Consider the following 24,312-nt stretch of genomic DNA (forward strand, 5'->3'; position numbering starts at 1 on the left):
GTTATAAGCCGATGTTGACACCAAACAGCAGTTCGTGCTGCAACGGAATGTCCAGCTGATTGACAATCTCGGGGTCCAGCCCTTTGTACTTCGTGAAGGTGGCCAGATTCCGGCCCGATACGTAGAACTTCAGATTGGTCATGTTCAGCCGTTTCAGGAGCGTAGACGGTACCTGATACGCCAGCGATACGTCTTTCAATCGGGCAAAGCTGGTGCTCTCGTAGACGCTGATGTTCAGCAGGTTGGCGTTGGCATCGTTGGCCCAGTGGGTGGCATTGGGGTTCTGCGGTGTCCACCAGTCCTTGCGGGTGGTATTCCGCCGAACATCGATAAAGACGCCGTCCTGCACCAGCGGATTTTCTTTCGTGGAACCGGCCACACCCTGAATGAACACCATCAGCGAAAACCCTTTGTAACTAACCATATTGGTTAAGCCATAGAGGTAATACGGGTCCTGGTTGCCCAGAAACGTACGGTCTGCCGCGTCGATCTTGCCATCGCCATTCACGTCTTTTATTCGAACATACCCCGCCTGAGCTGTCTTTTGTGGCGAAGCCGCTACTTCATCCGTCGACCGGAAAATACCGTCGTACTGGTAGTCGTAAATTGTGCGAACCGCGCGGTTCAGGAACCAGCCATTCGCCAGATCGTCATTTCCATCGCCGTACAGATCAACGATCTTGTTGACGTTATACGACCCATTGGCGCTGGTCGTCCACATAAACCCATTGTGATTGACGTTGGTGGACGTGATGCCGATCTCGATGCCTTTATTAGCCGTCTTGCCAATATTCTGAATCACTTTATTGAAGCCCTGCACCGACGAAATGATCCGGTTCAGCAGCAGGTCTTTCGTTTGTTTCGAATACACATCGATGCTGCCCTGTATGCGGTTGCCGAACAGCCCAAAATCAAGGCCAATGTTGGTCGATTTGGTCGATTCCCAGCCCAGTTGTTCATTGGCCAGCCGCGAGGGGACGTAGCCGGGCAGTACCGTTGTGCCGCTCAGATACGAGCGGGTTGTGAGCGTTGCCAGCGATTGATAGGGCGATACGGCCTGGTTGCCGTTGAGCCCGTAAGAGGCCCGCAGCTTGAGGGTTGTGAGGGCATTAACCCCGCTCATGAATCCTTCGCGGGCAATATTCCAGCCCACCGCTACGGATGGGAACGTGCCGTACTTCCGGTCGAAGCCAAAGCCCGAGTAGCCATCCCGACGAGTGGTCAGGGTCAGCAAATAACGGCTGTCGTAGTTGTAATTGACCCGGATCATCTGCGACACCAGATTCTGCTTCGAGTAATTCGAAGTAGGCGTGAGCAGCGTAGCCGTGTTCATCTGGTAGTTGGTCAGCACATCGTTGGGGAAGCCGACGCCCGTAATTTGCTGCTCTTCGAGGTCGGCGCTCTGACTGCTGTAGAGCCCTGTCAGATTCACACTATGTTTGCCAAAACTGCGGCCGTAGGTCAGTATATTTTCGACCGTGTAGTTGCGCTGCTGCCCGTTGACATTGGTAGCCTGCCCTTTGTTTTCGTAGCCCGTTCGGGTATCCCGTCCGTAATAGGTCCGGCGTACATCGGTCTGGTATTCAACCCCCGTGTTGATTTTATAGGACAGGCCCGGCACAAACGGCAGGTCGACTTTCAGCGAGTTGGTTGTAAAAATCCGGTACACATTATTCACACTTCGCGCCAGCGTCGCCCCCAGCGGATTAGCCGCCAGATTGTATTCCGGCCAGGCATAGACCGTCAGGGTACCGTCGGTATTGTAAGGCGTGGTGAGCGGGTTCATGAAATTGGCACCCTGCTGCCCCGAAAAGTCGGCCGACAGGCCGCTTCGGTCCTGAAACGATAATTGCGAGGCTGAGGAGAAGGTAAGCCAGGGCGTCACTTTTACATCCAGGTTGGGACGGAGGGTATACCGTTTATACTGATCGTTGATGGCCACGCCACCCACGTTGAGGTAGGTTGCCCCGATATAGAATGCGGCTTTGTCTGAGCCACCCGACACGTTCAGGCTGTGCTGCGACCGCCAGCCCTGCCGGGTTGCCAGCGAATACCAGTCGGCAAATTGCCCGGACTGATACACGGCTTCTTCGGAGGGTGTCATGGACGTGCTGGGCGTATTGGCGCGGCTCTTCTTGAAGGCGTAAAACTCCGCTCCCGACAACAAATTGGGTTTGTTGGCAATTTGCTGAATGCCGTAAAAACCATCGTACGAAATGGACAGCTTGCCTTTCTGACCCTGTTTGCTCGTTACCAGAATAACGCCGTTCGAGCCGCGTGAGCCGTAGATGGCCGCTGCCGACGCATCTTTCAGCACGTCGATAGCGGCAATGTCGGAGGGGTTGATGTCGGAAATGCCGCCCGTGTAGGGAATTCCGTCGAGAATGATCAGGGGCGCATTACTGGCGCTGATGGAGCTACGGCCCCGCACCACAATGGAGACGTCGTTTTGTTCGGCTCCGCCCCCGTTGGTGTTGATCTGGATACCCGGAATGGACCCCTGCAAGGCCTGGGCAATGTTGGTGTTAGGCAGTTGGGTTAGTCGTTCTTTACTGATGGCTACCACAGATCCGGTCAAATCGCTTTTTTTCTGGGTGCCGTAACCCACCACAATCACCTCATCGAGGGACCTCTTGTCGACCTCCATCGTCAGGTTCAGTACGGTCAAATTTCCAATGGCTTTATCCTGGGATATATAGCCGACATAGCTGAAAACCAGTACAGCATTGCGCTCATCCGGGATACTCAGTCGAAAATCACCTTTGGCATCGGTCGTTGTGCCTTTCTGCGTGCCTTTGAGGGTTACGCTTACGCCGGGCAGCGTTTCGCCTTTTTCATCCCTAACGGTTCCGGTGATGATCTGATCGGTGCTTTCGGCCGATGGAGATGTGAATGACTTTGTAACGGCAGCATCATCACCGGGAGTAAAAGAAGTACGAACAAGGGCCACTTGATTGCCGGTAACGACATAACCAATCTGCAAAGGCCTCAGAAACTGGTCGAGCAGTGCGCCCAGCCGCTCGTTAGTTGCCGAGACCGTTATCTTCTGGTCGGCTTTAACCACTTCGCGACTGTAAACAAATTTGATGTGCGCTGTTTTTTCCAGCGTCGAAAGCACTTGTCGAACGGTGGTATTTTCCTGCCGGATCGTTACCCGCTGCTCCAGTAGTTCCTGGGCATGAGACGCCAATGCTGTATTCATCAGCAAGCCGGTTAGTATAAGCTGCATGAGCGAAACCTTCATGAGAAAAACCGCGGTTTCGTGGTTTAAAATTTTAAACATACTTTTAACTGGGTTTACTTGTTTCTGGACACAGGAATAGTACCCCGATCAGTTTAGGTCCCAAGCTGTACCTGATCGGTCATTATGTCCCGGCCTGTTCGCAGCAGGTCGGGATTTTCCTTTTTTACGACAAACAGCCCTTCCCGCTGACCACAATGTGCGTATCGACCACTTCGTAAGTAGCACCAATCGATGCGCAAATAAGCTTGAGCTGGTCATGCAGCGGAACCCCCGCCAGCGACGCCGTAACGGTACAGGGACGAAAAACGGATGCATCGTAGGTTATCGAAATGCCATAGCTTTTTTCGAGCCGACTGAAAACATCCGCTACCGGGCTATCCTGAAAATCAAATTGTTCGGCGGGTTCAGACGGGTTGATCAGACTTGGTTTGGTAACTAGTTCTTTCTGATAAGCACCCTGTTCGGCCCGATAAACAACCTGCTGATTGGCCGTCAGAACAACGCCCGGCACATCCGGCACATGCCGACGGTGGGCATTGGCCAGATCCCGCTGGCTATAGACCGATACCTTGCCACTTTGTACGCTCACCGTAATCTGTGGGTCGTCGGGCATGGCCCGCACCCGAAAACGAGTCCCGAGCACGCGGGTAATTAAGGGGCCGCTGACAACCAGAAATGGGCGGCTACTATCATGAACAACGGCAAAGACGGCTTCGCCCCGGAGCTGCACCTGTCGCTGGGTCTGGCTAAACGTTCGCGGATAACTAGCCTGACTATGCGGAGCCAGCGTCAGGCGGCTTCCGTCGGGCAACTGGATGGCTACAGGCTGAGATGTTTCATTCAACTGGTTTACCCAATCTGCGCCCGGACCTGGGCGTGATTGTCGGGCCGTGAACAGCTTGTTTGGCGCGGTCGTACCCGAAAATTTCCAGAACACCCAGCTACCGGCAACGAGGATAACGACCGTTGCCGCGATCGGCCAGAACGAACGGGTACGAATAAACGAAAAAGGCCTCCTGACTTCAAGGGTTGGCAACCGGCGGGTCAGCCGGGTGATTTGGGTAACCTCCAGCTGAACTTGCTCGTCCGTCAGGCTGATTGGCCGATTCTTCAACGCTTCGGCCATGTCCTTGGCTAATAGCAACGTAGCCCGCTGAGCCGGGTATTGCTGTTGCCAGTTTTCCCAAAACTGCCGGGCTTCCGGCTGGCCGTGCTTCACCCAGGCCAGAAACCAGGAATCGAGCAGGAAGTCTTCGGTCGTGTAGGTTTCGTAGTTATTCATAGTTGCAACAAGGAGAGCAGCCGATGGATACACCAAATACCGATAACCGACAAGAGCGAAGGCCAGTCATCGCGCAGGCGGCTCAATCCCCTATGCAGAAGATTGGCCACCGATTGTTTATTGACACTCAGGATGTCGGCAATTTCTTCGTTACTCAACTCAGCGTAGAATTTTAAGTGAATGGCTTCCCGCTGCCGGGCCGACAGGCGTTCGAGTAATTTATTCAGCCGGGTCGACTGGTATTCAGATAGTTCGGTCTGAATCAGCGTGTGTTCGGCGGTGGGGTCGCTGGTGCTCACTTCGTCGAACGGCAGGGTGTCGTCCGAGATATGATTGGCCTGGCGGGTAACCTCGCGGTAAATTTTCCGGCGAAGCGATTTATACAGATACGGCCTAATGTAATCCGTGTCCATCACCTTGTGTCGGTAGACCCATAAATCGACAAAAAGGTCCTGTAGACAGTCCTTCAACAAATCGGTATCGGGCGTGAACCGACTTCCGTAGAAATGAAGATCACGGTAGAAGTAGTTTGTCAATTTCTCAAAAGCCAACTCACTGCCCTGCCTGAACTGTTGCCAAAGTTGGGTTTCAGCTTCGTGATGCGCATACACTTTCTGAGTAGTGCCAACCTGTGGGCTCAACATAATGCGGTAAACGTAGAGACTGAAGTGTACAGAACGCTGTGATCGATTTCGTTCTTTAGCACCAATAGACGATGAAATGGATATGATACTCACATATATTCAATTTTTTCACGATTTATTTAAAGATTGCCGAATTCACTTTAACAAATCAGGCTCATCCAGCCGAAAACCGTGTGCCCTGTTTTTGTGAGAGGTGGGGCATAACTGCCCTTTTTCCGCTATTTTTAAGCCTTACACTAAATCAGGCAACTATGAAACGCTTTTTCGTGACTGCACTGCTTCTGAGTCCGTCGATGCTTTGGGCACAGATTGGAACCTATACACTCAATGGAAAGCTGGCCGGTGTCAAAGCCCCTGCCAAAGCCTATCTGCGCTATATGGAGAGCGGTACGGCCAGGATGGACTCCGCCCAGATTCAGAATGGGACGTTTTCTTTCAACGGAAAAGTCGCTACGCCCATGCAGGCAACGCTTTTTGTCGATAAACTCGGAACGGGTTTTAGCCGAAACCGCCCCATTACCGCTGCGGCCGTTTACCTCGAACCGGGTACCATTGCCGTAACCAGCCCCGACTCATTGGAAAACGCAGTCATCAGCGGTACACCCCTGAACGCCGATAACCAGAAGCTGATGGCCCTGCTTAAACCGGCTTCGACCAAAATGGCGCAGTTGATGAAAGAATACCGGTCGGCCAGCCCGGAGCAGAAGAAGTCCAGGGAGTTTGAAGAAACCTTGGATAAACGCTACGAAGCCATCGAAGCCGAACAGAAGAAGGCCAAAAAGCAGTTTATTCTCGCAAATCCGAATTCGCTGGTGAGCCTGAATACGTTACAGCAGTACGATTACATACCGGACTATACCGAAGTTGGACCGATGTTCGATGGCCTGACTGAGTCACTCAAGACGAGTGAGACCGGGAAAGCATACGCCAAAACCCTCGCCATTGCTAAAGCTACGTCGGTGGGGGCGATGGCCCCCGAATTTACGCAGGCTGATACGTTGGGAAAAGCCGTGTCGTTGAGCAGTTTCCAGGGCAAATATGTGCTGGTCGATTTCTGGGCGAGCTGGTGCGGCCCCTGTCGGCAGGAGAACCCGAACGTGGTAAAGAACTTTCATCAGTATAAAGACAAAAACTTCACCGTGCTGGGCGTTTCCCTCGACCGGCCAACGGCGAAAGAGGCCTGGCTGAAAGCCATTCATAAAGATGGGCTGGATTGGACGCAGGTGTCGGACCTCAAATTCTGGGATAATGAAGTCGCCAAACAGTACGGCGTGCGGTCTATTCCGCAAAACTTTCTGATTGGCCCTGACGGTCGAATTGTCGCTAAAAATGTTCGGGGCGAAGCGTTGGGGAAGAAGCTGGAAGAAATTCTGGTCGCAAAACCTTAGAGGCTGATTAAGTTAGCGTTGTCCTTTATCAATTCCTTACATTACCCGCACTGGTTGACACACCCGGCGGGTAACTTTTTTATACCCCATGATTTCACCGATCGAAACCACCATTAAACCGGCCATTCAGGAGAAATTTGAACACCTCTGGCACCTGGTTGGCAACACGCCGATGCTGGAGTTGTTTTATACCTACCAGAGCCAGCCCCGGTCGCTCTACGTCAAGTGCGAACATTACAACCTGACGGGCAGCATGAAAGACCGGATGGCGCTGCACGTGCTTCATCAGGCGTATCGGGAGGGTAATATCAAACCCGGCGATCGGATTGTGGAAGCCACCAGCGGCAGTTCAGGCATTGCGTTTTCGGCAGTAGGGCGGGCGCTGGGTCATCCCGTTACCATTATCATGCCCGCCGGTATCAGTCAGGAACGGATCGACATCATCCGGAGCCTTGGTGCCGACATTGTGCTGTTTACCAAAGAAGAGGGCGGGTTTATGGGAGCCATTCGCCGGTCGGAGGAGTTGGCCGCCAGCGATCCGAACGTTTTTTTACCACGGCAATTCGCCAATAAATACAATGCCGACGCCCACCGACTGACGACGGGTAAGGAGATCTGGCTGCAACTCCAGAGCGTAGACATTACGCCCGATGCCTTTGTGGCTGGGGTAGGCACCGGCGGCACGGTAATGGGCGTAGGGCGTTACCTCAAATCTCGCAAACCCGACATCCGTATCCACCCACTCGAACCCGCCGAGTCACCAACGTTGTCGGTGGGGCATAAGACCGGAACACACCGGATTCAGGGCTTTTTCGACGAGTTTATTCCTGATATTCTGAAACTGAACGAACTGGACCATATCGTACAGGCCAACGACGGCGATTCTATTCTGGTGGCGCAGAAACTAGCGGTGCAGCTTGGTGTGGCGGTGGGCATTTCGTCCGGGGCCAACCTGATCGGGGCCATCAACCTGCAAAATGAAATGGGTCCCGATGCCCGCGTGGTCACGATCCTCTGCGACAGTAACAAGAAATACCTGAGTACGGATCTGGTTCGGGAAGAACCCATCAAGCCGGGTTACGTTGCTCCCCACATTGAGTTCACCGACTATCGGCCCATCAGCCGTTTATTGGTTGGACGGCCGGGTGTTTTTTGATTAGGGTGAGAGGTAGTCGTTGGGTATGGTCATAGACTTACTGTGATGTCAGGTTGAAGAACCCGCCACCACGGCAGAGAACCGTCATCACCACAAGAAATATATATCGCCAAAACAAAACCTCGCCCGTTCAGCACAGGCGAGGTTTTTAGATTTAAGAGGAAGGTTTGTTGTTTACTTGACGGCAATCTGGCGAGCCGGTGCCTGGGGTTGTTGCGTGGAGATGGTGATGTTTTGTGATTTCGTTTCAACACCGTTCGTGATTTCGACCTGATAAACGCCATCGGGCAATTCGCTCAGGTTCAGCCGTGTCCGGAACTTGCTTTCATTTTTGCCGACGCGCTGAGTGAACAATACTTTACCATCAGCGCCTTTCAGGTTAATATTAACGGTACCGCCGGTTTGTTTGTCGAGAGCAATGTTCAGTTTGCCATCTACCGACGTATACATGGCCGACTGATAAGAAGCAACGTGCGATGGACGGCCAATTGGTTTAGCTTCGCTAAAGGTGGCAGCAGAAGTAACAACAGCTAAAGAAAGAGCTAAGGCGAAAGATTTGATGAGCGTTTTCATGATTTTATGTTTTAGTGTTTTGAGTTAAAAGCGAGTCGGGTTATTCCCGATTGGTGAAACAAAGATATAGGCTACAGCTGGTACTATGTAATGCAAACTACTGGAGCGGTTGTTCTACTGGATGAGTGGACGAAATATTATTTGCCTGAGGGAATGGTGTAATATCAACCGTCGATGCGTCGAACCGTCCCTGTCGGTTTTGGTAAGCCGTACAGGCAGGTATATCCGGTGGTATTACAAAAAAATAAGGGCCCTCACGAGCCCTTATCTGTCTAAATTGTTTCGAAGCCAATTAAGGCTTTGGTGCGCCGGGCGATTCGCTGCCGCTGCTGGCCGACAGGGAGTTGATCCAGGCGGCAATTTTCAGCGCGTCGTTTTTAGGGACCTGCGGCATAGGCGGCATTTCGGTAGCGTATTCGGGCCAGTGCTGGGGCTTGGGGTTGTAGATCAAGTCCACAATCTGGTCGTTGGTGTATTTACGTTTGGCAACATCGGCGAAAGCCGGACCAACCTGCCGCTTGTTGGCCTGATGGCAGGCCGAACAGGTGTGGCGGGTAAGCAAGCCTTTTACCTGGTCGTAAGTAGGTGCTTTGGCCATCGTTACCGCCTGGCCCTCTACGAGCTTTGGTTTGGCTCCTGTGGTGGTTTTGGCACCTTTCGCGGGCATGGCTTTTTTGTCCGTTGCGGCTGGTGCTGCTGGTGCGGTAGCTGGTACAGCGGCTGAGTTTTTCGTACTCACCTCGCTCATAGCCAGTTTCTCGCCCGTTGGAATGTTGTTCAGTGTATAATACGCAATCGGGTGAACGAGTGAATATGACCCTTCGACCCCGCGAACACCGTCCAGTGTTAACTGGTGGATGTAGAATTTCCGCATGTCGCCAACGATCAAACGGGCTTTCATACCATCGGCCGATACCTTCACGCCTTTGAGGGGCAGGGCTTCTTTGTTGATGGTTGGGCTACCGTAAACGGCATGGTATTTATACAGGAAACTCTCGACCCGGTACGACGCCAGATCTTCGGCCGATTTCCGATCGACGGGTTTTGTGAACTCGATCTCGAACCCATCGGGCATGGCTTTCACGGTACGCATCTCGAAGGGCATGGCACCATTCCAGGCTACACGCTGTAACCCATCATTCGCTTCCCCGGCCGAACCCCAGCCCCGGTTGGTTTCGCCAACGAACAGCGAGCCATCTTTAGCAAACGCCATCCGCAGCACACCCGAACGGAATCCGTTCCGGAATTCAATGGCACCACCCTGGTACTCGCCGTTCACTTTTTCCATAAATACGCGCGAGATTTTGCTCATACCCTGATCGCCCACCAGCAGTTGTCCCGAAAACGGGCCAAATGCACCGTCCGGGATTTGCAGAATTTCGGAGTTCGAGATACCCAGAATGCCGTGAGGTAACCAAACGGCAGGCGTCTGAACGTCTACGCTCGGGAACATGTCTTTCAGGCCATACAGCAGGGTAGGCGTTTCATTGACTACGTTTTCGGGTTTGATAGCCCGGCCGTTTTCATCCCGCCGACGCCGTTCGTCAATCTTGGCGACGAACTGTTCGGTGGTGAGTTTAACGGGCGAGTTGGCCATGCCGGTCCAGCGCAAACCCGCCGGGTGCCCCGTAAACGAGCCATTCTTAACGTGGAAAATACCGCCGGAGCCCATCCATTCGCCCTGATTGTCGCTGTAGAAGAGTTCACCTTCGTAGATGCCCAGTCCGCAGGGCGAGCGCATGCCGGTAGCCCAGGGCTGCATTGTGCCGTCTTCACCGATTTTCATTGTCCAGCCGCGCCAAGGGACACGACTTTCACCCCGCCACCACTCTTCGTCGCCGAAGGCCACGTTGCCCGTTACGAAGAACTTGCCATCGGGTGCAATCTTCGGCCCGAAGCTGTATTCGTGGTAGTGCCCCGACAAAGGCCAAGCGTAAACCGTCTCGAAAATATCGGCTTTCCCGTTTTTATCTGAGTCGATCAGTTTGGTAAGCTCTCCGCGCTGTGCGCAAAAAAGAGCACCGTCCTTGTAGGTCAGGCCGAGAATTTCGTGCAATCCCGAGGCAAACTTGCGGAAAAAGGGTTTGCGGCTGGTTGGGTTTTCAATGATCCAGACATCACCCCGACGGGTGGCAACGCCCACACTACCATCGGGCAGCGTCGTTAAGCCGCCCACTTCGAGGAGTGTACCCTCTGGGGCGGTTACTTTCAGAATCTTGAAGAAATCCTCTTCCTTCGGCGATTCCTGGGCCATGGCTACCGTGAAGGAAGCCGCAGCGAGCAGAGATATAAATAGCTTTTTCATCAGCGTTCCTATCGATTAGAACAAGATTGAGTAAATGACTTTGCCTTTGACTGGTACGATCAACTCCTGCCGACCGTTGGCATCGCGAATGGTTGGTTTGGCACCGGCTGCGTCGTCGATGCGGAGGTACTCCTGCCCGTCAATGAGATACATGCCGTTTTCGACGGGCGTAATACTGGCCCCGCTGATCAGCCGTGCGTAAAGGTCGCCCGCCGGGTTCGTGATAGTCACTTCTCGCTGAACGCCTTTCCCGCCGGCCAACACCCGGATTTTGTCATCGACCGACGAACCGTAGCTTTGGTAGCGGAACGTGGGCCGATCGCTTTCATCCAGCACATACCCTTTGGGGCGGTAGCCGGAGCCGGTTGTATCGGCCGTCCAGGCGGCTTGTGGGGAAGCCAGTTTGCTCAGGAAAAGTACGGGGGCACCCAGCCGCTGTACCATACCCATTGGCCGGGAGGAGCCATCGCCCCGGTCGTGCCACATGGGCGTAGCGTCCAGAAACATACCCCGCCAAACCTGTACCAGTGCGCCTTTATCCAGATCGTAGGTATAATGTACCTGCTCAGGGCTGCCCACCGAAATAGCATGCACGACACGGAGCGTGCGTCCTTGTGTGTTTCTCTCACCGGGCATATCCATAAAGCTACGGAGAACGGTGTTGTTGGGCGCGTCGATAATAATCGGGTCGACCTCCTCGCCGTTGCTGCCCGCACCTTCGCTGATCACGAATTCACGAACACCCGGCCCGGCTACGGTTAGACCAAGCGCAGGCTGGGCCCAATCCATGAATTTAGAGTAGAACAGTTCGAAAGGAAGGTCGCCTTTAGCCAGTGTTACTTTTCCGTTACCATTTCGGCCACCGGGCGCAACTACCACCTGGTTGTTGATCTTAAGCATGCCACCGCCCCCCGGAGCACCCAGGTTGAAGCGGTACTCGCCGGGTTCCGATACGCGCAGGGTACCGGTATAGCGAATCAAAAATTCGTTCGGAATACGGTTTACCGAGGCCGTAAGTACTTTAGTGGCCCCTTCCGATTCGGGTGCTGTTTTATCGTAGTCAGGTTCTTTTTCGTATTTCCCTTTATAGACGGCGTACTTTAAATTCAGCAGTTCGGGCCGGGGTTTGTCGTAGGATACGTACCGGATGTTACGGAGGGCCACCGCGCCATGATCGCCCTGGATGCGGAGCGGACCGAGGGGTTTTTCATCGGCAAAGAGCGAACCGCGCGTTGGGCCGGTCAACTCAACGTCGTCCTGAATGGGAACACCGTTCAGCTCGATCCGAATCACACGGCCATTTTCGGTCTTCTGCCCGTTAGCGTTAAAGCGGGGGGCCTGGAACGAGATCTTCATGTGCTGCCATAAGCCGGGGGCACGGCTGGCATTCTGACGAGCGGCATGGCCTTCGTAGCCTTTCTGCCCTTCGGGGCGTTTGTCGTCCCAACGTTCGTAAACGCCCCCGTTGTCATGCACGTTGGGGGTACGAATGTCCCAGCTATCGCGTAGCTGAATCTCGTAGCGACCCTGTAAATACACGCCTGAGTTGGACTGCGACGCCATCATGTAATCGAATTCCAAATCTATATCCCCATGTTGCAGGGTCGTGAGCAGATCGTATTTGTACGGTACCTTAGGGTCGTCGGGCATCTTTGCCAGCGGAATATTGGCCAGAACACCCGTGCCTTTGTCGGTTGTCAGGGTATTGGGTTTATTAAGGTCGGCACGAACGGTGCCAACGATACGCCAGTTGGGTGCTGGCGACGAAAAGGCACTCAAATCGTTGAGCGGAAGCGAGATGCCGGGAGCAGGTGCGGGTTGGGCCATTGCCAATCCGAGACCAAAGGCCCAGCCAGCGCTCAGCAGCCAGGTAAAGCGGGCTGTAAGAGGTGGGGTTACCATGAGACTAAGAAAAGAAGTTTTGAAGGTCGAAATTACATTTTTTCCGTGTAAAAGACTGCTAATTGACATTTACCCTATCTTTGAACGTTTATTATGCAAAGGCATTAACCCGAAACATTTTCCATGAAAAACGTACATTTATCGCTGGCGGTCTGCGTCGGTATCGTTAGTCTTGCTTTGTCAAATCAAGCTCAGGCTCAGCCTGAACCTTCCAAACAAACACCACAGTCTACCGAAATATGGGAGCCCGTACCTCCCGTTGTTACACCCGGTACAGTTACCGCCAACACCAGCGGCATTACGCCCCCATCCGACGCGATTGTGCTGTTCGATGGCAAAAACGCCGACGAGTGGGTAGCTATCAAAGGCTATGCACCGTCTAGCTGGGAAAAAACCAATGAAGGCCCGCTGAAATGGCCGGTTACCGACGGTGTCCTGTACTCGACCAAAGGGTTCTCGGCCCGCTCGAAAAAGGAATTCAATGATTTCCAGCTTCACCTGGAGTTTAAAACTCCCGAAAAAGTTGAAGGAAATGGGCAGGGCCGGGGCAACAGCGGTATCTTTTTGCAGGGCCGGTATGAGTTGCAGGTGCTTGACAACTACAACAACCCAACCTACGTAGATGGTATGGTGGGCTCAATCTACAAGCAGACGATTCCTCTGGCTAACCCGAGCCGTAAACCGGGCGAATGGCAGTCTTATGATATCATTTATCAGGCTCCCCGCTTCAACAAAGCCGGTTTGATGACCGATTATGCTTACGTAACCGTATTGCTCAATGGCATTCTGGTACAGAACCATGCGGCCATTCGCGGTACGACCGAGTACATCGGTTATCCTAAAGTGCAGCCACACGGAGCCGGTCCAATTCTGTTGCAGGACCACGGCAACCCGGTTGGTTTCCGTAACATCTGGATTCGCGAATTGTAAGCGAAAACACCCAAATTGACTGACCAGTCAGTAAGAGCCCCCGGTAATGCCGGGGGCTTTTTTGTATTATTGTTTGTCGTACCTACGGGCTTTAACCCGTATTAAGGTGACTATTAGGCTAAAAATCTCTATTATTTACCTCATAATACGGGTTGAAACCCGTAGGTACGTTTTATAAATAAACACACACTATGCGCTTACTTACGCTTTTTATTTTTCTGATTATCATCTCAACAGCCTGTTCAACCACAACGGTTTACATCGTTCGTCATGCCGAAAAGGTGAACGAGACGGATACCACCGACCTTACGCCCGCCGGTTATGTACGAGCGGCTGCACTGGCTGAGACGTTGGGCAAGGCGGGCATCGACTCCATCTTTTCCACACCCTATTACCGTACGCGTCAAACGGCTCAGGCGCTTGCCAAACACATTGGTGTTCCCGTTGTCGATTACGCACCTAAACCAACCGAAGCCATCGTTAACCGGGTCAAAACGATACGCGGAAAAAAAGTACTGGTTGTTGGGCACAGCAACACCATTCTGGAAATTGCCCGTGGCCTCGGCGCAAAACCGACACTTGCCAAAATTGAGTCGGGAGATTTTGATAACCTCTTTCGGGTAACCAGGCACCACGGGCCGTTCCGCAGGTCGGTCACGTTCGTGGCCACAACCTACGGCCAGCAGACGGCACCGTAAGGTAATAGAAACCAGACAGCAGAATGCTGTTTGGTACAAGGTAGAATCTTACTTCGCCTGATCCGTAAAATCAACTACGGTCACATCGGCTAGCCAAGCACCAACGATGCCGCCAAACGCTTTGTGAGCGGGGTGGGGCAGGTAGGCATCCCGGTCTTTCTCGTTATCGAAAGTCAGGATGAACGCGTGCGTCAAGCCTTTGTTGAGGTTCTCGGGGCTGTTGTTTGTACCCCATTTGAATCCTTTGATTTCCTTGATCTGCGACGGCAACGCTTCGAAAGCGGCTACGATCTCTTTCACTTTAGCCGCTGTTGTTTCGGGCTTGAACTTAAAGAGCACAATGTGCTGAACAGAAGAGCTTTTCATTTTTTTGACAGGAGGTTCCTCGGTTGGCGTATGCGCGTACGTTGTCAGCGTGAACAACGACAGCATGGCGATAGTCAGAATGTATTTCATAAAGTGATTACAGGTTTAGAGGCAAAAGGTAAAAAAAGTGCCGCCCTACTATGGGGCGGCACGTATCTGAACCGGGATTTATTTGATTTTTCTGATTGCCATGATTTTTTAGATGCTTCGCATCTGCGTTACCAAATCTCTTGTTTGGTTATCAGAATCATGGCAATCAGAAAAATCAAATAAATCCCGGTTCGGATTAAGCTAGTTTCGCCTGCAGGTTCGTGTCCAGCGCGTCGAGGAAATCTTCGGTGTTCATGTAATGCTCACCAGCCGTTAGCTTCGTGCCTACGGGATAGGCCGACAGGGCCAGATCTTTCGTCATTTTGCCGCTTTCAACGGTTTCTACGCAAACAGCTTCGAGCGCGTTAGCGAAGTCGATCAGGGGCTGGTTACCGTCTAGTTGACCACGGAAGGCAAGACCACGCGTCCAGGCGTAGATCGACGCGATTGGGTTGGTCGAGGTTTTGTTGCCTTTCTGGTATTCGCGATAGTGACGCGTAACCGTACCGTGAGCGGCTTCGGCTTCCATCGTCTTGCCATCGGGCGTAACCAGTACCGAGGTCATCAGCCCCAGCGAACCAAAGCCCTGCGCTACGGTATCCGACTGAACGTCGCCATCGTAGTTTTTGCAGGCCCATACGAAGTTACCTTCCCATTTCAGGGCCGAGGCAACCATGTCGTCGATCAGGCGGTGTTCGTAATGCACTTTACCGGTAAATTCGGCGTCGTAGATTTCCTGGAAAATATCCTTGAAACGACCGTCGTATTTTTTCAGGATCGTGTTTTTGGTCGAGAGGTACAGTGGCCAGTTTTTTTGCATAGCCATGTTGAAACAGGCTTTGGCAAAACCCCGGATCGAGTCGTCCAGATTGTACATACCCATAGCAACACCCGCGCCGGGGAAGTTGAATACGTCGTATTCGAGTACGGTACCGTCTTCACCTTCGAATTTCATGGTCAGCTTTCCTTTGCCGGGTACTAAGAAATCCGTTGCCCGATACTGATCACCAAAGGCATGCCGACCCACAATGATGGGGTATTTCCAGTTGGTTACCAGACGGGGTACGTTGTTCATCACGATAGGCTCACGGAACACCGTACCGTCCAGAATATTGCGGATTGTACCGTTAGGCGACTTCCACATCTGCTTGAGGTTGAACTCTTTAACGCGATCTTCGTCGGGAGTGATGGTAGCACATTTGATACCAACACCGTATTCTTTAATGGCATTAGCCGCATCAATCGTTACCTGGTCATTGGTTTCGTCGCGGTACTCGATACCCAGATCATAGTACTTGATGTCAAGGTCAAGGTAGGGCAGAATCAGCTTGTCTTTAATGAATTTCCAGATGATACGGGTCATTTCGTCGCCATCCAGTTCGACAACCGGATTTGCCACTTTAATTTTTTCCATTTGACTTGATTATAAACGATTGAAAACGATACAAAACTTCCCGCAAAAGTAGTGAATCTAGCCTAAACATGGGTACTTCCTATCCACTGGCTTTGTGAATGGCCTTGCTTGCCAGATTAAAAAACACGTAGTTAGAAGCAATTACGTTACGCACCCGAAAGGGCAACCTGCTCCTCTACCGCCAGGCTTTAATTTCCACGACACCCGCACCGGTCTCCGTGACCGTTTTTATCGAGATAGCTTTGGGCGAAATGGTCCCCAGCTTCACCCTATTCTCATAGAGAAAAAAGGACATACCGTGGCCGGGTCTTAGTTCTACCGTTTGTGGGTCCGATGTTTCGTCTATGGTCTTGCCGTTGCCATGTGCTTTAATCGAAAAGGTCATGTCGAGGTGGGTATTATCTCGTTTGGTCATCCGAACAGAGCCCGAAAAGCCGGGTTCCGGCATACGGGCTATATCGCCGTTCCAATTCATATAGGTCATGGTATACACCCCCGTAAGGGTTTCGGTGTAATCCGGCGAGTGCTGAACCCAACCGGTAAAAGCCATAAATGCCAACAGAGGAAGACAGGGAAAAGGAATAGATTTCATGGGTGTGTAAAAATAGGTGTGGATAGAAATCGCTATTGGGGCGGGTTTTCAGGATAAAGCTAGTTAGGAAAAGTAGCTGTGAGCCGGTCAGTTCACGAACGGTAAGTCTAAGTTTACATGCGGTATCTTTTTCGCTTACCTGTAGACATTCATGATGGAAGCTAAGTCAAGTTGGTTGCTGTCCATATTTATGCTGTACGTTGGGCTAATGTTAAAAAAATAGAGGTTTGAAATTGAAAATTGATGTTCGTAGAAATAGATGCATTTCCTTATTTTTATAAAATAATACCCTTTAATACCTCATAAAATTTTGTGTTATCTATGAAATACTGTACAAATCTTCTATTCGCCGTGTTGCTGCTGCCGACGCTGGTCTTCGGGCAGGGAAAAAAAGCAACAAAGGGCGTAGATAAAATAGACAAACTTAAAGCCGAAGCGGTGGCCGCTGTAGAGGCCAACGCCGTACAGGCTCAGCAAATCAACGACATGCTCTTCAGCTTTGCTGAACTGGGTTTTCAGGAAGAAGAGTCGTTCAAGTACCTGACAACCCTACTGGAAAAAGAAGGCTTCACTGTCAAGAAAGGCATTGCCGGTATTCCTACCGCCTGGATCGCTACCTGGGGATCGGGCAAACCCCTGATTGCGGTGGGCTCCGATATTGACTGTATTCCGAAAGCCAGCCAGAAACCCGGCGTGGCTTACAAAGAACCCATTGTAGAAGGGGCACCGGGCCACGGCGAAGGCCACAACTCGGGACAGGCCTTGAACATCGTGGCCGTTCTGGCGGTGAAGAAGCTGATGGAGCGGGAGAAGATTCCCGGTACGCTCATGCTCTGGCCGGGGGTTGCCGAAGAACTCGTTGGCACCAAAGCATTCTATGTGCGGGATGGATATTTTAAAGATGTAGACGCCTGTATCTTCACCCACGTGGGTAATAACCTCGCCGTTTCCTGGGGCGATAATGGCAACAACGGACTCGTTTCTGTACGCTTCAACTTCGAAGGGCAGGCGGCCCACGCGGCTGGTGCCCCCTGGCGCGGTCGTTCCGCTCTGGATGCCGTCGAGTTGATGAACATCGGCTGGAACTTCCGGCGCGAGCACCTGGAGCTAACCCAACGCTCACACTACGTCATTTCGGATGGGGGCGATCAGCCCAACGTGGTGCCGTCCAAAGCCGCCGTCTGGTACTACTTTCGCGAGCGGACTTATCCGAAAATTAAGAAGCTGTTCGAAACGGGGGTGAAAATTGCCGAAGGGGCAGCCCTGATGACCGATACCAAGTTCACGTACGAAATTCTTGGGTCGGCCTGGCCGGTGCATACTAACCGGGTTATTGCAGCTGCGGCCTATGACAACATCAAAAAGGTAGGCTTACCCACCTGGTCGGAGGAGGATCAACTGTTGGCCCGCGCTTCCCAGCTTGAACTACAGGCCCCGAAGATGGAAGGTCTGGCTACGAATCTGGACTCAATGGGGATGCCTACTTCGTCGGCCCCGGTGGTCATGATGGGTGGTCAGGCGATGACGCCAATGGGGGGCGGTTCCGATGATATTGCCGACATTTCCTGGTCGCTGCCGACCATTGTACTGCGTTACCCCAGCAATATTCCCGGTCTGCCGGGCCACCACTGGGCCAATGCTATTTCGATGGCCACGCCCATTGCGCACAAAGGAATCGTGTATGGTGCCAAAGCGGAGGCCATGACCTTACTGGATCTGTTACTGAAGCCAGAGGTCCTGAAAGAGGCATGGGCGTATTACAAAGACGAGCAGACAAAAGATATAAAGTACGAACCGCTGATTTCGCCCAAGGAGCAACCGGCCATTTATCTCAACAAAAAGATTATGGCCGAGTTTAAGCCCAAACTGGAACCGTTCTACTACAATCCGGCCAAATTCAAGACGTACCTGGAGCAGTTGGGCATCAAGTATCCAACCGTGCGGGACGACCAACGCGAAGCCGTGAAGAAAGCCATTGAAAAGTCAAATGCGGCTAAGGCAGGTTCATCAAGGTCGGAGTAGGTTATTGGCCATTACAACAAAAAAGCGACGAGCTGACTCGGCGCTTTTTTGTTATGTGTTGGTGGTGTCGTTACGGCTTGCTCAATAATTAAACAAAACTCAATTTTGTCATCCCGACGCAGGAGGGATCTTCGGTCGAGAGTGATCATTCTATCTTACCGAAGATCCCTCCTGCGTCGGGATAACAAAAATTGATCCAACTAATTAATTGATATTCAGACATTTGCTTCTGGGGCTGGCCATTGTTTACTAAAATTTACTTCAACATAACTTTCGCCACTACCGGCTGGTGATCGGAGGGGTAGCGTTGTTCTTTGGCGTCGGTCAGAACACCGTATTTCAGGACATCGAATTGCTTACTGACGAAGATGTAGTCGATGCGATTGTCCATTGGCGCATCGAACTTGAAGCTGTTAAAGGTGCCTTCTGGACCATAGGGGGGCATTTTTGTTACATTATGCGTATCGTTCAGTAAAGTTTGAATGGTTTTCACCTGCTCGGTTTCCGGCGTTGAATTTAAGTCGCCCACAAGAATGACCGGCGTGTTCTTTGCAATCTCCTTAATCTTCTCAACCATCAGTTTACCCGACTGCTGACGGGCTTCGACACCCTGGTGATCGAAATGAACGCTAAAAAAGTAGAAGTCTTTCTTCGTTTTCAAGTCGTTCAGTTTCGCCCATGAGCAAATTCGGTTGCAGCAGGTGGCGTCCCAGCCCTTACCGGGCTTGTCGGGTGTTTCGCTGAGCCAGAAGTTGCCGGACTGCAAAGGCTTGAACCGATCTTTTCTGTAGAAGATAGCGGAGTGTTCACCCGCTTCTTTACCATCATCCCGACCGGCTCCCAAAAAAGCGAATTCAGTGAGTTCGGCTACATCATTTAACTGATCACGCAGGGCTTCCTGCGTGCCGAACAGATCGAACTCATGAAATCGGATAAGAGCTTTCACATTTTCCTTTCGATTTGGCCAGGCGTTAATGCCGTCGCCTTTATTGTTGTAGCGGAGGTTATAGGTCGCCACGTTGATAGGTGTGTCTTTTTGAGCAAAGGTGGTCTGTGTAAGCAAAAAGCTACACAGGAAGGAAAAAATCAGTACGCGCATTTCAGTCGAGTTTAAACAGATTGGTAATCTTGATAGATGAGGTAAAGAGTACTGGTAAGGGAACGCCTTACCCTATAAATCAAAAATGAATTTAATTCTACCAGTCGGGCGATCTTCAGAATACCTGTCATAAAGCGAAAATGCCCCTCAGACGGTTCAGACTGAGGGGCATTCTGGTGTTAATGGACGGATGTTATTTTTTGCTGTTCGTATGGGCGTGTCGTATTTCGCGAGCCATATTCATCAGCCGTTTCCAGCACCGACTGATCGTCTTTTTTTCTTCGGTCTTTTTGGGTGCCGTTGCGGGGGCTACGGGTTCAGCTTTATTCGGGACATTGCGCACCAGCACAGCGTCTTTCTCCAGCTTAGCGGGTCGAGCCTGGGTATCAATCAAGGGTGCATTCGCGTTTATTGACGCAGCAGTAAATGCGTTTCGAGACGGCATTGCTGTAGTTTGTGATGAAATAAACGGGCAGGCTGCAACTAGAAAGAGAGCTAAAACGCCTGATTTTATTGTCGTTAAGTAAGTTTTCATGAGGCAATAGGTTAGGAATTAGTAGAGTACCTTATTCGTAATCCCTGCAAATGATAATGCATTCATTACAAATATATAGAATAGTATTATTGCATCATATAGTTGTATTCAATGGTTTTAAAATAAGTGCTCTTTTTTAGTTTGTTCGAATCAGATTCCAACTTTTTGAAACCTTATCCGCTAGTTGGCCAACTATTATTTTGTCGATTGAATAAACAGGTTGATCTTCTACACTACTGACCCTTTTTCATGCTTACATGAACACTATAACAAATTGGCTTCCAGAAAATAACGCATAAGTAGGGCTTGCTAGTATTTCTCTGTAAAAACGCCCACCAGAAACTGTTATCTTTGTATCGTTGTTTGTCATAGACTATGTTTGAGAATCTTCAGGATAAGCTAAATAAGGCTATCAAAACCCTCAAAGGGCAGGGCCGCATTACAGAAATTAACGTTGCTGCGACGATTAAAGAAGTGCGTCGCGCCCTCACCGATGCCGACGTTAACTACAAAGTAGCAAAAGAGATCACGGATCGTATCCGAGATAAAGCCCTTGATCGGAAGGTGCTTATTTCAGTTGAGCCCGGCCAGCTGTTTGTCAAGATCGTTCAGGAAGAACTGACGGAACTGATGGGGGGCGAAGCGCAGGGAATCAACATCAAAGGCGACCCGGCCGTTATGCTGATTGCTGGCTTGCAAGGGTCCGGTAAAACGACGTTCTCAGGCAAATTGGCTGCCTATTTGAAAAAGCAGGGCCGAAGTGTGTTGCTGGTTGCTGCCGACATTTATCGTCCGGCCGCTATCGACCAGTTGAAAGTGCTGGGTGAGCAGGTTGGGGTAGAGGTATACGCCGAGCCGGAAAATAAAAACGCTGTCGAGATTGCCCAGAACGGGATTGCTCTGGCGCGTAAGACCGGTAAAAAAATCGTTATCGTGGACACCGCCGGACGTTTGGCTGTCGACGAAGCGATGATGCAGGAAATTGAAGCCCTCAAACGCGCTATTGCACCAACGGAAACGCTGTTTGTGGTCGATTCCATGACCGGGCAGGATGCGGTCAATACGGCGAAGACGTTCAACGAGCGCCTGAATTTCGACGGTGTTGTCTTGACCAAACTGGATGGCGACGCCCGCGGTGGAGCGGCTCTTTCCATCAAAACGGTGGTTAACAAGCCGATCAAGTTTATCAGTACGGGCGAAAAGATGGAAGCACTCGACGTGTTCTATCCCGACCGTATGGCCAGCCGTATTTTAGGCATGGGCGATGTGATTTCCTTGGTTGAACGGGCGCAGCAAGCCTTTGACGAAGACGAATCCAAGCGCATTAATGCCAAGATGCGCAAGAATCAGTTCGACTTCGACGATTTCCTGTCGCAGTTGCAGCAGATCAAGAAGATGGGTAACGTTAAAGACCTGCTGGGAATGATTCCCGGTATGGGCAAGATGATTAAAGACCTGGATATTGATAACGATTCGTTCAAGCCAATCGAAGCGATAATCAGCTCCATGACGCCCAAAGAACGCAGCCGTCCCGACATCATTGACGGCAGCCGTAAAAAGCGTATTGCCAACGGTAGTGGTACCAGCATCACGCAGGTGAACAATTTGCTAAAGCAGTTTGACGAAATGCGCAAGATGATGAAGAAAATGAACACCATGCAGTCGTCAGGTAAGCTAAATAAAATGATGCGGTAAGGAATTAGCCGGTCAGTAAAAGAGTCAGGTATTGTCACGAGTAATCAGGTTGTTTGCAACCCGCTCGTGACAATACCTGACTCTTTGTTTTTACAAGTTCAGGTAATAACGCCGTCGTGCCGGGTCAAATCGTTCGATGGCGTAGCGGAGGGTGGTTCGAGGTAGTTGCCGGACGTGGTCGTGCAGGAACTCTTCCAGCGCATTCGGGCTACGCTTCCCTACTTCCCGGAGCATCCAGCCAATGGCTTTATGAATAAGGTCATGTTTGTGCGCTAAAAGTAGCTCAGCAATGGCGAAAGTGTCGGCAAATTGCCCCCGTCTAATGAGCGATAAGGTCGACACAATGGCTATCCGCTGGCTCCACAAATGGTCTTCATTGGCCAGATCATACAAAAGGGAGCGGTCACCTTGCATCAGATGCGGCCCAAGAATATGCGGGCAGGTCACATCGACCAGATCCCAATTGTTAACATAGCGTCGGTTGGCCAGATACCGTTCCAGTATAATTTCCTGCTGTACCAATGTCGCCCTACGATTCTGGTTAACCCAGATTAGCAGCCCAACCATTCGACACTCATGAAACGAATCGTGTACCAATAGCTCTGTTTCGGTAAAAGACAGATGCAGATATTGCCTGGCAATGGTATGTTGCTGCGGCATTGACAGACCCATAAACTGATCGCCCTCGCCGTATTGTCCCGGTCCGGTTTTAAAAAAACGAGCAACCTGCACGGCGCGTTCGGGGTTGGCAAGGGAGAGAAGTTCGTTTTTTACGTCGGTACAGGTCGACTCCATAGGCGTAAAAGAAAAGGCAGAGACTCCGTTGAGCCTCTGCCGTGTTACTATACTTCGCTAAATAATAGTCAACTAATCATTCAGTTTCGATCGTACAAACTCCTGCTCCGATAACATGGGTAAGGTGTATAGCATGGTCTTATTACGTTCGAAGGTAGGTCGGTCAAGATCAGCGGCCAGGTACTGCCCCTTCACGAACGCGTCAACCATTCGCTTAATCATGTCGGCGTCATTTGGTCGTTCTTCATCATCGAGCAGCAGTACATCCGAATCGCCCTGAGGAAGCGGACGAATGATGCCTGAAGTTTCAGGACGAATAATCGTAGTTCCGTTGTAGCCAGTCGGTGTTTGTTTGTCGTCGGTTTTAGCACTTAAGCTGACGGGATTAGGGTCGATTTCCTCGCCATCGTCGGCAACCAGGACTAATTCATTAACGGGCTCCACCAGGGCAACCGGCTCTTCAATCGCAGGTTCCGGTTCGGGGTCAGGCGCAACCGGCGTGTTCTGAACCGACGTATCCTTAAGCTGTTCCATTAACGTGGTTGTTCCGTCAAAACCAGCGGCAATGATGGTAACCCGCAGACTTTCGCCCAGAGCATCGTCTGTAATGGCGCCAAACTTAAACATTTTGGCTTCGTTCTGAATCTTCTTCGCCACGTGTTCCGAAATAGCCATTTGCTCTTTCAGGCGCATGGCATGTTCTTTACTCGACGAAATAGTAAGCAGAATTCGTTTCGCACCCCGAATATCGTGGTCGTTCAGCAAAGGGGAGTTAAGAGCCGCTTCGATAGCCCGTATTGCCCGATCTTCGCCCGATACTTCTGCCGAGCCCATAACCGACTGACCCGCCTGTTCGAGTACCTTCTTTACGTCGGCAAAGTCAGCGTTGATATCTCCCTGGGTGGTAATGATTTCAGCAATACTTTTCACGGCATTGGCCAGTACATCATCCGCATGTGCATAGGCCTCTGTCCAGGTCAGTTCACTGTATAGCTCAGCCAGTTTATCGTTGAGAACGACGAGAACGGTGTCGCAGCTCTTTTTTAATTTTTCGATACCTTCGCGAGCCTGCTCTTTCTTATCGGTACCTTCATACCAGTAAGGAGCAGTCACCACGGCCACGGTTAGTAAGCCCATTTCTCTGGCTACTTCCGCTACGACCGGCGCGGCTCCGGTACCGGTACCACCACCCATACCCGCCGTAATGAAGACCATTTTGGTGGGAGGAGCCAGCAGGTTACGAATTTCTTCGAGACTGGCACGGGCCGCATCTTCACCTGCTTTAGCCTCAGTACCTGCTCCCAGACCATCGCCTAACTGCAATTTTGTGGGCACAGGATTACTCATAAGAGCCTGACGATCCGTATTGCATACCGCAAAACTCACATCCTGCATCTTCAGTTTGTGCATGTGCTTGACGGCATTTCCGCCCATGCCGCCCACGCCGACAACCTTAATTATGATTGGGTTGTCATCTGGGAGTTCGAATCTATAGCCCTGACTATTCATCGTGTCGGTCTGTGGTGTCTGTTCGTTGTAAAATAGTCCCTTTTTGCGATCAAACCGGCATAAGGCCGGTTCG

At 51.4% G+C, this 24,312-nt stretch carries 19 protein-coding genes; 6 read left to right on the forward strand and 13 right to left on the reverse strand.

Going from position 1 to position 24,312, the window contains the following annotated elements; all coding sequences use genetic code 11:
• Nucleotide 1: 1 nt before the first annotated feature.
• The 3 genes from CRO74_RS12740 to CRO74_RS12750 all read right to left on the reverse strand — a co-directional run bounded on the left by CRO74_RS12740 (nt 2) and on the right by CRO74_RS12750 (nt 5,263).
• Entirely contained in the window at nt 2–3,244 is a 3,243-nt protein-coding gene (locus tag CRO74_RS12740; protein WP_179830186.1) for a SusC/RagA family TonB-linked outer membrane protein, read from the reverse strand.
• 163 nt (nt 3,245–3,407) lie between these two features.
• Nucleotides 3,408–4,526 (reverse strand): FecR family protein, encoded by a 1,119-nt coding sequence (locus tag CRO74_RS12745; RefSeq protein WP_097126434.1) that lies wholly within the window; start codon nt 4,524–4,526, stop codon nt 3,408–3,410.
• Entirely contained in the window at nt 4,523–5,263 is a 741-nt protein-coding gene (locus CRO74_RS12750; RefSeq protein WP_245877837.1) for an RNA polymerase sigma factor, read from the reverse strand. The genes CRO74_RS12745 and CRO74_RS12750 overlap by 4 nt, the downstream gene beginning before the upstream one ends.
• Before the next feature lie 158 nt (nt 5,264–5,421).
• Between CRO74_RS12750 and CRO74_RS12755 the strand changes: the two genes are divergently transcribed.
• On the forward strand, nt 5,422–6,558 hold the full coding sequence (locus CRO74_RS12755; protein ID WP_097126436.1) for a TlpA disulfide reductase family protein: 1,137 nt from the start codon (nt 5,422–5,424) through the stop codon (nt 6,556–6,558).
• A gap of 88 nt (nt 6,559–6,646) precedes the next feature.
• Nucleotides 6,647–7,714 (forward strand): PLP-dependent cysteine synthase family protein, encoded by a 1,068-nt coding sequence (locus CRO74_RS12760; protein WP_097126437.1) that lies wholly within the window; start codon nt 6,647–6,649, stop codon nt 7,712–7,714.
• Between the two features lie 174 nt (nt 7,715–7,888).
• Here the strand turns inward: CRO74_RS12760 and CRO74_RS12765 are convergent, their stop codons facing one another.
• The 3 genes from CRO74_RS12765 to CRO74_RS12775 all read right to left on the reverse strand — a co-directional run bounded on the left by CRO74_RS12765 (nt 7,889) and on the right by CRO74_RS12775 (nt 12,494).
• Complete coding sequence (locus CRO74_RS12765) at nt 7,889–8,287, reverse strand: T9SS type A sorting domain-containing protein (RefSeq protein WP_097126438.1); 399 nt, start codon at nt 8,285–8,287, stop codon at nt 7,889–7,891.
• 292 nt (nt 8,288–8,579) lie between these two features.
• A complete protein-coding gene (locus tag CRO74_RS12770) occupies nt 8,580–10,592 on the reverse strand; it encodes a c-type cytochrome (RefSeq protein ID WP_097126439.1) in 2,013 nt (670 codons plus the stop codon).
• Nucleotides 10,593–10,607: 15 nt separating this feature from the next.
• Nucleotides 10,608–12,494 (reverse strand): 3-keto-alpha-glucoside-1,2-lyase-like domain-containing protein, encoded by a 1,887-nt coding sequence (locus CRO74_RS12775; protein ID WP_097127093.1) that lies wholly within the window; start codon nt 12,492–12,494, stop codon nt 10,608–10,610.
• A 123-nt stretch (nt 12,495–12,617) separates the two neighbouring features.
• Between CRO74_RS12775 and CRO74_RS12780 the strand changes: the two genes are divergently transcribed.
• Entirely contained in the window at nt 12,618–13,424 is an 807-nt protein-coding gene (locus tag CRO74_RS12780) for a 3-keto-disaccharide hydrolase (RefSeq protein WP_097126440.1), read from the forward strand.
• 191 nt (nt 13,425–13,615) lie between these two features.
• Nucleotides 13,616–14,122 (forward strand): SixA phosphatase family protein, encoded by a 507-nt coding sequence (locus CRO74_RS12785; protein ID WP_097126441.1) that lies wholly within the window; start codon nt 13,616–13,618, stop codon nt 14,120–14,122.
• 48 nt (nt 14,123–14,170) lie between these two features.
• Here CRO74_RS12785 and CRO74_RS12790 read toward each other — a convergent pair whose 3' ends face one another.
• From CRO74_RS12790 to CRO74_RS12800, 3 genes are all read right to left on the reverse strand, one after another.
• Complete coding sequence (locus CRO74_RS12790; protein ID WP_097126442.1) at nt 14,171–14,578, reverse strand: Dabb family protein; 408 nt, start codon at nt 14,576–14,578, stop codon at nt 14,171–14,173.
• Nucleotides 14,579–14,774: 196 nt separating this feature from the next.
• The gene (locus tag CRO74_RS12795; RefSeq protein WP_097126443.1) at nt 14,775–15,992 is read right to left on the reverse strand and encodes an NADP-dependent isocitrate dehydrogenase; all 1,218 of its coding nucleotides are present in this window, start codon (nt 15,990–15,992) and stop codon (nt 14,775–14,777) included.
• Between the two features lie 175 nt (nt 15,993–16,167).
• Entirely contained in the window at nt 16,168–16,584 is a 417-nt protein-coding gene (locus tag CRO74_RS12800; RefSeq protein ID WP_097126444.1) for a hypothetical protein, read from the reverse strand.
• A gap of 321 nt (nt 16,585–16,905) precedes the next feature.
• On the opposite strand from CRO74_RS12800, the gene CRO74_RS12805 reads away from it, so the two are divergent.
• Nucleotides 16,906–18,606, forward strand: coding sequence for an amidohydrolase (locus CRO74_RS12805; protein ID WP_097126445.1), 1,701 nt, complete (start codon nt 16,906–16,908; stop codon nt 18,604–18,606).
• A 256-nt stretch (nt 18,607–18,862) separates the two neighbouring features.
• On the opposite strand, the gene CRO74_RS12810 is transcribed toward CRO74_RS12805, so the two are convergent.
• Together CRO74_RS12810 and CRO74_RS12815 are read right to left on the reverse strand one after the other, a co-directional pair.
• Nucleotides 18,863–19,705 carry an endonuclease/exonuclease/phosphatase family protein gene (locus CRO74_RS12810; RefSeq protein WP_097126446.1) on the reverse strand — a complete coding sequence of 281 codons (843 nt, stop codon included), beginning with the start codon at nt 19,703–19,705 and terminating at the stop codon, nt 18,863–18,865.
• Between the two features lie 193 nt (nt 19,706–19,898).
• Nucleotides 19,899–20,150 (reverse strand): hypothetical protein, encoded by a 252-nt coding sequence (locus tag CRO74_RS12815; protein WP_144035908.1) that lies wholly within the window; start codon nt 20,148–20,150, stop codon nt 19,899–19,901.
• Between the two features lie 465 nt (nt 20,151–20,615).
• On the opposite strand from CRO74_RS12815, the gene ffh reads away from it, so the two are divergent.
• On the forward strand, nt 20,616–21,935 hold the full coding sequence (gene ffh, locus CRO74_RS12820; protein WP_097126448.1) for a signal recognition particle protein: 1,320 nt from the start codon (nt 20,616–20,618) through the stop codon (nt 21,933–21,935).
• A gap of 90 nt (nt 21,936–22,025) precedes the next feature.
• On the opposite strand, the gene CRO74_RS12825 is transcribed toward ffh, so the two are convergent.
• Nucleotides 22,026–22,730, reverse strand: a complete 705-nt coding sequence (locus tag CRO74_RS12825; protein ID WP_097126449.1) for a DNA alkylation repair protein — start codon at nt 22,728–22,730, stop codon at nt 22,026–22,028.
• A 72-nt stretch (nt 22,731–22,802) separates the two neighbouring features.
• Entirely contained in the window at nt 22,803–24,239 is a 1,437-nt protein-coding gene (gene ftsZ / locus CRO74_RS12830) for a cell division protein FtsZ (protein WP_097126450.1), read from the reverse strand.
• Between the last annotated feature and the right edge of the window lie 73 nt (nt 24,240–24,312).

It is taken from the genome of Spirosoma fluviale (assembly GCF_900230225.1).
In the GTDB taxonomy this organism is placed as follows: Bacteria; Bacteroidota; Bacteroidia; order Cytophagales; family Spirosomataceae; genus Spirosoma; species Spirosoma fluviale.